Source organism: Streptococcus sp. 10824 (assembly GCF_013276595.1).
GTDB classification, from domain to species: Bacteria; Bacillota; Bacilli; order Lactobacillales; family Streptococcaceae; genus Streptococcus; species Streptococcus pseudopneumoniae.
In genome coordinates this window covers 1-13,729 of record NZ_VMLH01000080.1, presented here as the reverse complement: position 1 = coordinate 13,729, position 13,729 = coordinate 1, and the positions used below count along the sequence as shown (strand labels likewise).

General features: G+C 41.1%; 7 protein-coding genes and 1 pseudogene. 2 read left to right on the top strand and 6 right to left on the bottom strand.

Translation table 11 applies throughout. The features are described 5' to 3' along the window. Window positions 1-32: 32 nt before the first annotated feature. The 5 genes and pseudogenes from HT701_RS07650 to HT701_RS11505 all read right to left on the bottom strand — a co-directional run bounded on the left by HT701_RS07650 (window position 33) and on the right by HT701_RS11505 (window position 4,884). Window positions 33-869: a YhjD/YihY/BrkB family envelope integrity protein gene (locus HT701_RS07650; protein WP_172931389.1), complete on the bottom strand. Its 837-nt coding sequence runs from the start codon at window positions 867-869 to the stop codon at window positions 33-35. A gap of 204 nt (window positions 870-1,073) precedes the next feature. Then, window positions 1,074-3,128 (bottom strand): sodium:proton antiporter, encoded by a 2,055-nt coding sequence (locus tag HT701_RS07645; protein ID WP_119920154.1) that lies wholly within the window; start codon window positions 3,126-3,128, stop codon window positions 1,074-1,076. Between the two features lie 11 nt (window positions 3,129-3,139). Beyond that, a complete protein-coding gene (locus HT701_RS07640; RefSeq protein ID WP_000361085.1) occupies window positions 3,140-3,394 on the bottom strand; it encodes a hypothetical protein in 255 nt (84 codons plus the stop codon). After that, window positions 3,387-3,944 (bottom strand): class I SAM-dependent methyltransferase, encoded by a 558-nt coding sequence (locus HT701_RS07635; RefSeq protein WP_172931388.1) that lies wholly within the window; start codon window positions 3,942-3,944, stop codon window positions 3,387-3,389. The genes HT701_RS07640 and HT701_RS07635 overlap by 8 nt, the downstream gene beginning before the upstream one ends. After that, a pseudogene (locus HT701_RS11505) lies at window positions 3,928-4,884 on the bottom strand (TIGR01212 family radical SAM protein). Before HT701_RS11505 ends, HT701_RS07635 begins: the two are co-directional and overlap by 17 nt. A 91-nt stretch (window positions 4,885-4,975) precedes the next feature. Here HT701_RS11505 and HT701_RS07620 point away from each other — a divergent pair. Beyond that, a complete protein-coding gene (locus HT701_RS07620) occupies window positions 4,976-5,335 on the top strand; it encodes a DUF3397 domain-containing protein (RefSeq protein WP_000525405.1) in 360 nt (119 codons plus the stop codon). Window positions 5,336-5,548: 213 nt separating this feature from the next. After that, window positions 5,549-6,547, top strand: coding sequence for a transposase (locus HT701_RS07615; RefSeq protein WP_138699624.1), 999 nt, complete (start codon window positions 5,549-5,551; stop codon window positions 6,545-6,547). Between the two features lie 247 nt (window positions 6,548-6,794). Here HT701_RS07615 and bgaA read toward each other — a convergent pair whose 3' ends face one another. After that, window positions 6,795-13,496, bottom strand: a complete 6,702-nt coding sequence (bgaA, locus tag HT701_RS07610; RefSeq protein ID WP_172931385.1) for an LPXTG-anchored adhesin/beta-galactosidase BgaA — start codon at window positions 13,494-13,496, stop codon at window positions 6,795-6,797. Between the last annotated feature and the right edge of the window lie 233 nt (window positions 13,497-13,729).

Sequence of the window (13,729 nt, the reverse complement as noted above, 5' to 3'; positions counted from 1 at the left end):
TGATACTATGCGCTTTTGTAATAGATAAATAGTTAATCTTTTTTAAAGACCGGATCTTTCAAACTCTGTATACTGGCATTGATCACCGCGCCTAGGATAACAATTTTAGCAATCAAGATAAACCAAAACATCATAACAACAAGAAGAACTGAACCTAAAATTCGGACGTCCACTAAATGATGGACATAGTAATTGAGATAACTAGAGAACAGAGTTAGTAAACCTAAAATCACTAAGAGAACAAAGGAACTGCCTGGTAGGGTATAACTAAGTTTCCTGTTAGATAGATTGGGAAGAAAATAATAAAGCATGACCAAGATAGCAAAGAGGAGGGCGTAAGTCAGAGGACCTGCCAAACCTTGTAAAGCCTGATAGATAATGCCATCTTTTATCCAATAATGAGCAAGTAAATCCAAAATCATCTGTCCAAATAAGCTCAGAAACAAGGCAAAAGCAAAGAGGATCTGTAAACCAAAACTGACTAGGAGACTTACCATCTGATGGGAAATAAGTCCACGACTCTTTTCGACTCCATAAGCCTTGTTAAAAGCTTTTTGCAAGAAATTCATAGATTTTGAAAAACTCCATAGCGCCGACAAGACAGAAAAACTCAACAAACCTGTTGAAGGTTGCGTCAAGACTTCTCTGGCTATTTTTTCCACACCTTCATAAAGGCTCGGGGGCAGGACGTCTTTCATAAAGCCCAGAAATTCTCCCACAGGAATCTGAAAATAAGGGAGGATATTGACCACCACCAAAAGCAGGGGAAAAATCGAAATCAACCAATAGTAGGCTACTGCGACACTGGTCAATTCACTATCTGATGCTTGATAATAATGCAAAAAAGCTTTTACTAAAGGCTTGTCTATTAGCTCTTTCCAGCATTTTTTTCATGTCACACTCCTTTACTTACAATCTTATACTCAATAAAAATCAAAAAGCAAACTAGGAAGTTAGCCGCAGGTTGCTCAAAGCCCTGCTTTGAGGTTGTGGATGAAACTGACGAAGTCAGTAACCATACCTACGGTAAGGCGACGCTGACGTGGTTTGAAGAGATTTTCGAAGAGTATTAACTAATTTCTTCTTACCAATTCCACCATATCATAAGGCAGGGTATTGGCAGCTTCCTTCAGAGAATAGTTCTCTAAGTTATTGACATTTTGTCGTAATTTCTTGGCATACTTGGTCGTAATCAATCGTTTCTCTTCGTATTCGAAAATCAACTTGCGCTCCAGATAATAGCCCCTCAGCATTTCATCAATATTATTAGGTTTGATACGTGTAATAACCCGTTCGACAAAGGCACCACTGCTGATAATAGCTGTTTCACGAAGACGAGACTCCTGCATAAAACTAATCAAAGAGCGTCTATAGACTCCCTTCAGGTTTTCCAAACTTTCAATAATCATCTCTGTATTGGCAAGATAGAGCTCTGCAATTTGGTCATAATCAAGAGCACGGAGACGGCTTTGCTCCTTGTCCTTCCAGCTACGGAAGGTCTTTCCGAGAGTAAAAACTTCATGAAGGAGAAAACGTAAAATCCGCAAAGAAACAAGGAAATAATAGGTCAATCGTGACGCAAACTTACGATTGATTCCTCGTTCTATATTTTTCAGATAACGTTGGTAAACTCGGTAAGCACGATTGCTAATGTTCCCCTCTTCATAGGCCTGTTCCAATCCATCACTTTCAATACTAAGAATCAAGAGTTTCAAAGCAGCCCAGTCTTCTTGATCATCCTGGTTTTCTTGGCTTAAAATGAGATTTTCAATACGTCCATGATAATTGTCAATGGCTGCATAGAGAGGAAGTTTATTTTTAGTGTCTTCCAACTCTTTTTCCAACTCTAGCGTCACTTCATTTAAAATGGCGATATGCATGAGATAATCCTTGCTTTCTTCCTGCTCATCAGAAAGATGAGGTAAGACCACGAGGCCTGTTAAAAAGCTGACAAGCGTCACACCTGCGACAAGGAAAAGCAAGAGAGGATACTCCTGCTCTAGATTACTTGGTATCAGAAGAATCGTAGCAATCGACACGGTTCCCTTAACACCTGAGAAGGTCAAGAGAAGCATGTCCTTCATATACTTATTTAGCTTTTTCTTGAGACGTCTAGTCCTATAGGCATAGTAGCCATAAATCATGACAAAACGAATAGCAAAGAGGACAAAGGTAAGGGCTATAAGAGATACCAATAACAGTAAGGGATTATAGATTGGATTGGTCAAGATAGGCTCTGCTACCATTTCCAACTCCATCCCTAAAATCACAAAGACAGAACCGTTGAGCATAAAGTTCACTGTATGCCAGACCGTCTCGGTCACCGTATCCACTTGGGCTTCGAGGAGCGTGATTTTCTTGAAGCGACTCGCCTTTAAAATCCCAGCAACTACAACGGCAATAATCCCTGAAACATGGACTTCTTCTGCTAGGAAGAAGGTTACCAAGGGCAAACTCAATTCCAGAAGGAGCTCACTAGCAATATCCGTTGCTCTCACACTTAGCAAGAAGCTATGGAGGAAACGGTTGGTCATGGCTGTTAAAAAACCAATCAAAAAACCGCCTAGGATTGAAAAGATGAGCGAACTACTAGCTTGCCCAAGGGAAAAGGCTCCAGTTGTCCAAGCTGTCAAAGATACCTGAAAAGCCACCAAGCCAGAAGCATCATTCAAGAGTCCTTCACCCTTAAGGATATTAGACACGCGCTTAGGAAAGCTAAAACGCTCCGAAAGAGAAGCAAAAGCCACCAAGTCCGTAGGGCCAAGAGCTGCACCAACAGCCAAGCAAGCTGCCAAGGGAAGACTGAACCAAAGAAGGTGGGCCAAACCACCCAAACTCAGGGTCGAGATGAAAATCACTGGAAATATGAGATAGATAATGATTCGCCAGTGTTTTAAAATAGCTGTAATGTCCGCTTCTTCCGACTCTCTGAAAAGCAAAGGCCCGATAACCAGTGCCAAAAACAACTCCGTATTGAGGTGAAAGTCGGTATTGGGTAAAAAGAGACCAATCACAATTCCCAAAAGAATTTGCACCAAAGGGAGAGGCAAAAAGGGCAGGAGCTTATTGGTTGTACTTGAGACAATCAAGACCAGTAAAAATAGGATGAGGTAAATCAGTAATTCCACGCTATCCCTCCTTAGTCTTTTTTACAACAGGATTCAAAAATCTCCTTCTGCTCTTTGATTTTTTGGTCAATCTTGGAACAGTCTTTGTGCTCAATTTTTCTCTGGCACCGTTCCATTTCAAGAGCAACTAATTTTTTCTTGATTTTAAGCATTTTTTTGCTCATATGCGCTTGGTCTAGCACGCCCACCGCTCGTTCGTGGTGGGTTGACTCAACAAAATTCTGGCGCATGGCATCCAGCTTTTCACGTAGGTATTGTTTATCCATGTCTATATCTCTCTAATTTTTCAATCATTACTAAAAATGGTGGGTTGTTGACTTGGTTTAAAGTTCGGTAAATAGTAGCTGTATACTCTTGTTGGTTCAACTGGCTAACAAAATCCAAGACAGCATCTTTCTCGAGGTCGCCTCCTTCATGACCATAGTAGATCATAATAGCAATCCGTCCCCCTTTGACAAGTAAGCTACACAGCTTTTCTAATGCTTCAATCGTTGTCTGAGGTTGGGTAATGACAGACTTATCAGCTGACGGCAAATAGCCCAGATTAAAAATCCCTGCCTTGGCTTCTGTCACAAACTGGTCCAGTGTCTCATGACCTTGCAAGATTAACTGGGCATTTGTCAGGCCAGCCTGATGCAAACGCTCTTGGGTCTTTTCCAAGGCTTGTTCCTGAATATCAAAGGCATAGACTTGCTTGGCTAATTTGGCTAGAAAAAGGGTGTCGTGACCATTTCCCATAGTCGCATCCACTACGATATCGTCCTGAGTTACAACCTCAGCCAAAAAATCATGTGCCATTTCAAGTGGTCTTTTCATTTTCAAACTCCTGTTTTACAGCCTTGCATCCTTGAACACTTCCACGACGTCGCATCTCCGTCTCAATACTATTAAGGACTTCCCATTTATTGAGGCTCCACATAAGCCCAATCAGCATATCCCTAGGTGCATCTCCTGTGATTCGATGGATGACAATATGTTTGGGAATGATTTCCAGTTGGTCACAGATGACCTTAACATATTTGTCCTGACTCATCAATTGTAAACGTCCCTCATGGTAATCTCCTTGCATACGAGTATTTGTCATAAGATGGAGCAAATGCAGTTTAATCCCTTGAATATCGTTATTCGTGACACAACGGCGGACATTTTCAACCATCATCTCATGGGTTTCACCAGGCAAACCATTGATCAAATGGGAAACAATCTCAATCTTGGGATACTTTCTCAAACGCTTGACCGTTTCCACCTACAATTCATAAGAATGCGCACGGTTAATCAGGTCAGAGGTTGCTTCATAAGTAGTCTGCAAGCCCAATTCAACCGTCACATGCATGCGCTCCGATAACTCAGCCAAATATTCGATGGTTTCGTCTGGTAAACAGTCTGGACGCGTTCCAATATTGATTCCTACCACACCTGGCTCATTGATAGCCTGTTCATAACGCTCTCGAATAACTTCCACCTTTTCATGGGTGTTGGTAAAATTTTGAAAATAAACCAGATACTTCTGAACATCTGGCCACTTACGGTGCATAAAGTCAATTTCCTTATAAAATTGCTCACGGATAGGCGCATCTAGGGCTACAATAGCATCTCCAGAACCTGAAACCGTACAAAAAGTACAGCCTCCATGAGCCACAGTTCCATCACGATTGGGACAGCCAAATCCCGCATCAATAGGGACTTTAAAAGTCTTTTCTCCAAAGAGTTTTCGATAATAATCATTCAAGGTATTATAAGATTTCATGACTTTCATTATAACAAAAATCACCCACAATCTCAAAAGCCTGACTTTCCTATAAATTCCTCTGTTTCTCGTTTCCATTAGCCTTTTTTTATGATACAATATGGGTATGATTTTAATGAAATTAGCATCTATTTTATTATTGATACTGACCTTAGTCGTCTGCATTATCCTAACCAAACTTTTTAGATTAAAAAAACTAGGACGAAACTTTGCGGATTTGGCTTTTCCAGTCTTGGTATTTGAGTATTACTTGATTACAGCTAAAACCTTTACCCATAATTTCCTCCCTAGACTGGGGCTAGCCCTCTCGTTCCTAGCCATTATTCTCGTCTTTTTCTTCCTTTTGAAAAAACGCAGCTTTTACTATCCTAAATTCATCAAATTCTTCTGGCGTGCAGGATTCTTATTAACCCTTATCATGTATATAGAAATGATTGTTGAATTGTTCTTAATGAAATAGTCGAATCCCTAAGCATTTTTTTCTAGGGATTTTTGCTTTCTCTACAAAATAGTATAGACAATAACACTATACAATTTTATACAAAGAAAAGAGTCTGAGACAATAGTCTCTTATCTCCAAAAAAAGCAACGGATTTGCCGTTGCTTTTTTGCATGGTTGCGATAGTCTTGGTAAAATAGAATTGCTTAATAAACCATTTAGAAAGGCTATCCCATGCATATTCACTATAACACAAATCAAACAACTTTACCACTAGAAATCAGTTCCTTCTTGCCACAAGACCATCTCGTCTTTACTATTGAAAAAGTGGTGAATACCTTGGAGGATTATCACTTCCACGCCTTCTATCATGCCTTTGGTCGCCCGTCTTATCACCCAAAAATGCTTGTATCTGCTCTTCTATTTGCCTATTCACAAGGGATTTTCTCTGGGCGAAAAATTGAAAAAATGATGATTGAAAATCTGGCTATGCAATACCTAACAGGGCAGTTGGTTGTCAGCTATCGCACCATCAATCGTTTTCGAGTCGCTGAAGGGATGGAAGACCTTATTCGTGATCTTTTCATCGACCTCAATCTTCGTTTAAAAATGGAAGAGTTAGTGACCTTAGATTGTCTGTTTATTGACGGAACTAAGATTGAAGCCAATGCCAACAAGTATAGTTTTGTGTGGAAGAAAACGACAGAGAAATTCTCCGCCAAACTTCAAGAACAGATACAGGTCTATTTTCAAGAAGAAATCACTCCCCTTCTGATTAAATATGCCATGTTTGACAAGGAACAAAAGAGAGGGTATAAACAGTCAGCTAGAAACTTAGCGAATTGGCACTATGATAACAAGGAGGATAGCTACACACATCCTGATGGCTGGTGCTATCGTTTTCACCATATCAAACATCAGAAAACACAGACAGACTTGCAACAGGAAATCAAGGTTTACTACGCCGACGAACCTGAATCAGCCCCTCAAAAGGGACTGTATATGAACGAAGGCTATCAAAACTTGAAAGTTAAAGAATGTCAGGCGCTTTTATCTCCCCAAGGTAGACAGATTTTCGCTCAACGCAAGATTGATGTGGAACCTGTCTTTGGGCAGATAAAGGCTTGTTTGGGTTACAAGAGATGTAATCTGAGAGGGATGCGTCAAGTGAGAATTGACATGGGATTGGTACTTATGGCCAATAACCTCCTAAAACATAGTGAAATGAAATAAGAACAGGACAAATCGATAAGGACAGTCAAATTGATTTCTAACAATGTTTTAGAAGTAGAAGTGTACTATTCTAGTTTCAATCTACTATACAATAAGAGAACGACTCAAAATTAAAAAGCTAGAGTTCCGCAATTGGAAATATCTAGCTTTTTTGTGGTTGAGAACTATTTTGTCTCAGGCTCTTTATCTTCTATTTAGGACAAGAGTTTTTCTTTGGTCTTTAATGATAAAGAAGGTATCAAAATTTCTAGTCTTCTTTTTTACCTTTAGTAACTACTAATCCTGCACTCAAACCTAGAAGAGCTAAACCTGCTGCTACTGCTGCTTGGCTTGCCGCACTACCTGTATTTGGTAACTGGGCTTTATTAGTTTGACTAGCTTCACTTGAATCAATTGGTTTTGTATCTGCTTTTTCTGACACTTGTGGTTTTTTAGCTTCTTGAGCTACTGGTTTGGTTCCAACCAAGATGATGCGGTCTGTCGGAGCTTCTACCACTTCACGGAGTTTTTCTTCCTTACTTCCATCAGGATTAATCGCTGTAAAGATACGTTCTTTACCAGTTTTTCCTTCTTGTTCTACACGAGTTTCACCTAGATACAGTGTTGAATCTTTTTTCTCAACTGTCTTGTATGCCAAATCTTTTTCAACAAATTCGAGTTTTGGAAAATCTTCTTGTACAGCAGCAACTGTCTTCTCAGAAACTGGTTTTTCCTTAGTCAACTGGATACGGTATTCCTTGACTTGTTTTCCACTTTCTGAAACGAGGCGAACAAGTACTGGAAGACTATCTTCTCCACTATCTACCACAGTCGAAGCTACTTGATTGTTTTCTTCAACTGAGACTTTTGGCCGTTGACCTTTATAGGTGATTTGGTAGTCTTGACGATCTTCAGCGAAATCAGCAAGTTCTTTTCCATCTACAAGAATCTTCGATTGAGTGCTTTCTTGAGGCAATTCGCTTGGTGCAAGGAAGGTCAGCTCAATCATCGCAACACCGCTCTTATCTGCTTTACGCTCCATACGCCATCTCATAACTTTGGCTTTGATAGCTTTAAATGTTACGTTGATTTCATCACCAGCTGCAATGTCTTTATCCGCACGATAAGGCACAGCTTCCCAATTTTCTGGATTGTTAAATGGATGTCCAGATTCGTAGGCTTGGTAGTTTGAATAGTAGATAGGCACTTCAAAGTCTGGGCCGACATAACGTTCCAAAACAAGTTTAGATGGTGCATCTGTACCACTATCTACAAAGAACTGAACTTTTCCTTGTGCAACAGTCCGTTCTACAATCTTACCATTTTCACGGAAGATTACGCCTGCTGATACTTCTGGATTGGTAGACGGTCTTGCAGACCAGTTTGTCCAACGACGATTTTCTGAATGATCTCCGTCATTGAGATAATCCACACGGTCATGGGAGTTTCTATCAATATCGTTAGTGGCTGAAGCAAAGGCCTGGTTACTGTTTTCATCATACTCTGGGTTATCTGAAAGAGCTTCGCCTAGCTTGTCTGTCACTCGTACAGTGAACTCAGCAACAAGATCACTACCAAGGACATGGCCTCGAACGGTAAATTGACCTGCTTTTGTCAGATTTTCTGCTGGAACTTCTTCCCATTCAACTGACAAATCTTTTGTTTCGTAGCCGTCTTTACCTGTGAAGTAAACTGGAACCTTAGTCGGCAATTCAAGTGCTTGACCTACTTGTAGCAAGCGAGCTTGTTTAACCGCAGCAACTGGTTTATGAGAAAGTAAGTTCTTATCCTTAGTGAAGTGCAGACGGTATTCTCCTAAGATGTCGCCATTTTCAGCTTTCGCGATGACACGAACCGGCTCACCTTCACGAACGCTTGGAACGACGGTAGCGAGGCCATTGTTGCTAACACTTGCTGTGACTGCCGTAACTTTTCCATCTACAGACTCAAGGTAGTAGTCTGTCAAATCAGGGTTGAAGTTTGCTAAGTCTTTACCGTCAACTTGGATTCTTGTTTGTCCTTGCTTGGCTGCCGCAACTTGTTTCGCAAAGATTTGTACCTCTGTGATAGACGTTCCTAGTTTGTTGTCTGCTCTCACCATGCGAATACGAACAGCATAGGTTTCAACTTTATCAAAGCTAAAGTGGTTCATTTCTCCAGCCTTGAGTTGAGCAGGGGCTTTTAGATTAGTAACTGGTTTCCAGTTGGCAGAATCATTAAAGACATGGTCCTCATTACCAACAAAACTAGGGTTTTTAGGAGCTGTTGGGACAGTCTTACCAACATAATACTCAATCACATAAGACTTCGGTGCACCAACTCCATGGTCTTCATGGAAGCCAACGCTTAAGTTATCAACTGAACGTTTGCTCAAAATACCTGAATCTCCGAATAGGACACCGACTGAAGCTTCTGGATTAGTACGATTCCAGTTTGTCCAACGATTGGCTGGTTGGTTATTGTAGGAAATGAGCTTGTCATTAACATTTGAAACTGGGTCGCTTGGATTTGAATCTGAAGCAAAGGCAAGTGGCAATTCTGAACCGGTCCATTGGTCAGAAATGTTTGCACCTTGCTCAGTTTGAGCAGATACGCGAACATGAAGTTTAGTTGTTAATTGAGTACCTTCTAAGCGACCATTAACTGTAAAGACACCTTCCTTAGCGTATTGCTCTGGACGAATCGCATCCCATGCAACCTTAGCTGATGAAACGTGACCATTTGAATCATATGTCCGAACACTTTCTGGTAATTGTGGTGCTTCTGCGATTGGAGTTGTCACACTGACTTCTTCAACTGAAACGATACCTTCTACAGAGACTTTTGCACGCGCTTCAAGGTCAATTCCTTCAACTTTACCTAGTACTTCAAATATTTGATAGGAGTCTAGTTTTTCTTTCGGAATAGCTTGCCAAGTGACTTTATGAGTTTTAGGGAAACCTTTGTCATACTCAACTGTTACTGTTGCTGGAAGACTTGGTTCCTGATGCAAATCTGTGACTACATTTACAGGACGGATAGATTGCGCAATCTTCTTCTCAGTATTGGCCTGGATAGTGAGATCAACTTGGCCTTTAGCTCCCTCGTATTCCGCTTTGAGAGTGACTGCTCCTGGCTTATGTAACTCAAGCATTCCTTTACGAATTGCGACTTCCCCTTCACCACTTGTAGAGAAGGTTACTTTATCAGCTGGTAATACAGCTTGCGTTCCATCTTGATAGTGAGCTCGAACCGACAATTTGACAGTTTGGTCTTCTTTGAGACTGTCAGCTTTTTCCACTTGCAAGCTCAAGTGAGCAATTTTTGGTGCTTCTTCAAGGAATTGAATTGCATAGGTTTGAAGAGGGCCACCATCTTTAGGCTGAATAAAGATGCTCGCACGCATGCCGTTTGCTGCGCTTGCTTGAAGAACTGTCACATCAGCATTTTCAGCACTTGCTGTGACTTCTGGCAGTTGGGCACCATAAGATAGAGTACGATATTGCATTGGTTGTCGACTAGTAAGACCTGTTACTGCCTCACCTCCAACAGTAACAGTTGGCACTACAGGTGCTGCAGCATTTCCTTCTTCTACCACAAGGGTTGCATGAATTGGTTGACCTTCTAAATAACCGGTCGCTTGAATACGAGAACCTGGAATTGCTAACTTAACTTTATCTTCTTCGGCAATCTCCCACTTGTCCACTTCATACTCTTGTACACTTCCATCAGTCACAACATAGGAAACAGATTTGTCTACAGAATTCAAGTTAGTATTTGGAGCAATACGTTTAACTGTTGGTAATTCTTTCGCAATTGCTAGAACCTCGACATGAGCCTCTACCTCACGTCCATTTGCTGTACCTTTAACAGTCACAACTCCTGCTTGACTAACATCGACTTGAGACCAAGTTACTGGAAGTTTTTCACGACTACCGTCGCTGTATACAAAACCTACTGTTTTCGGCATTTTTGGTTCTTTACCAATTAATGTACGAACTCTTGCTACTTCTGTCCCCAAAACAGTCTTCTCTTGTCCTTCTTTCTTACCAGTAAAGACGGTAACTTGGTCCGATTTCAAGAGATCTGAGTGGGCAGTCAGAGTGAATTTACCTGCTTGTTCAGTTGATTTAACGATGGCAACCCCTTTACCGTTAAAGGCTCTACGGATCCATGAACCATCTGCTTGCGCCTTATAGCGTTCTCGGCTGGCTTGTTCCCCATTATCGACACCGACTAGTTGACCTTGTCCATGCAATTGGAAACGAACCAAATTATTGGCAGTTGGTACAACATTTCCTTCACTGTCTACGATTTCGTAGTAGATGTAAGTCAAGTCTTTTCCATCTGCGGCGATGGCGTGTTCTTCCTTGACGAGGCGAACTCCTGCTGGTTGCCCTGCAGTGGTAATCTTGTCACGTGCAATTTCTTTTCCAGCTTCATCGCGAGCTACAGCTTCCAAGGTACCTGGTTGGTAAGCAACCTTCCACTCAAGATAGAGTTCCTTAGCATTCGCACCTTCTTGGTAGGTACGACCATCGCTGGTTTGTTTTTTGTTGAAGGTCTTAAGACCAAGAGATTTTCCATTCAAGAACAATTCTACACTAGAAGCATTCGAATAAGCACGAACTGGAATCTTACCTTCTGAGTCAGCTACTTTGGATGCTAATTCTTTGTTTTCCCAGTTCCAGTGAGGAAGAAGGTGTACCATCGGTTTCTTCTTAACAGAAACCCATTGGCTTTGGTAGAGATAGAAGTCATGTTTTGGAATGCCGGCTGTATCTACGATACCAAAGTAAGAGCTCTTAACAGGAGTTTGATTTTGGTTGTGCCATGGTGTAGGTTCACCAATATAGTCCGTACCTGTCCAGATAAACTGTCCAGCATAGCCAGCGTTGTCACGGTCAAAAGTCCATGAAGCGGTTGCTGTTTTCCCCCAACCCACACGATCATTCCCATAGTCAGACTGTTCATAATGACGCTCAGGTCCATTGCTATGTTTCAATTCACGTTCAGGGCGATAGTAACTTCCACGTGTACGGGTAGCTGAAGATGTTTCTGATCCATAAATCAACCATTTTGGATGCTTAGCTCTAAGGGCTTTGTAATTATCTTCAGAATAGTTAAATCCAACAGCATCGAGTTCATCAGCAATTTTCTCATGCCCTCCGCTACCATTACCGAAACGGAATTTATCTGCTCCCATGGTAACATAGCGAGTCTTATCAACATCCTTGATAACCTTGACCAAACGTTTAACAGTTGCTAAAGAGTGGGCATCACCATTAGCTTCACCTATTTCATTACCAATTGACCACATGAAGATAGCAGGGTTGTTTTTGCCTCTTTCGACCATGGTACGTAGGTCAAAATCAGACCATTTTTCACTTTTTCGAGCTTCTGGGTGAGTGGCATCTTTTTCAAAGAAACGTCCATAGTCATAAGGTTTCTTGCCACCATACCAAGTATCAAAGGCCTCTTCCTGAACGAGTAAACCTAGTTCTGCTGCGATTTGCAAGGTTTGCTCACTAGCAGGGTTGTGGGTTGTACGGATGGAGTTAACTCCCATCTCCTTCATTTGTTTGAGACGACGGTATTCTGCTTTATAGTTTTCTTCTGCTCCAAGCGCCCCATGGTCGTGGTGCAAGGATACTCCATGGAATTTAATACGTTCACCATTCAAAGAGAAACCTTCATTTGGAGTCCAGTGATAGTAACGGTAACCAAACAAATCCTTCTTAGCATCAACCAATTGACCGTCACGGTAAACACGCGTAATCAATTCGTACAAGGCAGGTTTGTCATTTAAAACGGTCCAGAGTTTTGGTCTTTCAACTTCTAAAATCGCATCTAGGCTTGTTGATTCATGTGCTTTTAAGGTACGACTCTCTGTACGTACTAGACCTGTCACAGCCTGACCACCACGTTCAACGATTTGATATTCTGCTACAAGTTCATGGTCTTTGTCGTCCGTATTGACGATTTTGCTGGTCACATGAGTTTCAACCTTGCCATGTTGTTGTTCTTCAAGTTTTGGTGTTAAAATAGTTGTCCCATTTTTCTCAACATGCACCTTATCTGTCACTTGTAAAGTCACATCACGATAGATACCACTTCCTGAATACCAACGGCTACTTGGCTGTTTGTTGACTGCATGGACAGCAATCACATTCTCACGACCATCTTTGTTCAAATAGTTAGTGATATCATATGAAAATTGGTTATAACCATTTGGATAATGCCCCACTAACTGACCATTGACATAAACTTGAGAATCCATGTAGACGCCATCAAAAGTAAGGCGAACATTTTTCTTGAGGTCTTTTTCATCTAGTTTGAAAGTCTTGCGATACCAAGCTTCCCCACCGTTAAGCTGTCCACCTTCATTTTGTGCAGGAGATTCATGATCGAAATCGTTAAAAATACTCCAGTCATACGGTAAATCCAATTTTTTCCACGTAGATACATCTGCATCCGGTTTAATGACTTCCTTAGAATTTGCATTGAGTTTAAAGTGCCAATTTTGATTAAAATCCACTTTCCTGTCTTCAATCATTTGATTCACTTCTTCATTTGTTACAGCTTTAGCATCTTCCCTAAGCGGTTTTTCTTGACTTGAAGCTTGTGATTCTATCCTTGGAGCTTTTTCTTCCGGTTTAGCAGACACTTTTTCCTCTTTTGGAGTTACGGCTTCATCTTCTTTCTTCTCAGATGCAATAGCCTCAGTTGAACTAGATTCACTTTGTTCTGTCCTTTCAACTACATTTTTAGTTTCCAAAGCTTTATCAGCCTTTTCTTCTACTATCGTTTTTTCCTCTTTAGGTTTCTCAGCAGTATGAGTAATAAGTGTTTCATCCGCATAAACTACAGATTCTCCAGCTATATTTCCTCCTAATAGAACTGCACAAGTCCCAATCATTACTGAGCAAGCTCCCACAGCAAACTTACGAATGCTATAAACTCTTTTCCGATTCCAATGGCCTTTCCCCATAAAACCCTCCTTATATTATATTTAGTGCAGTTAGCTACTGCCAAAGCCCAAGTGGTATACATTGTATGACAACCTAGTTTCAACAATTTACACTCTGCGAAAATCCAATTCAAACTTCGTCAGCGTCGCCTTGCCGTATGTATGGTTACTGACTTCGTCAGTTTCATCTACAACCTCAAAACTGTGTTTTGAGCTGACTTCGTCAGTTTCATCTACAACCTCAAAACTGTGTT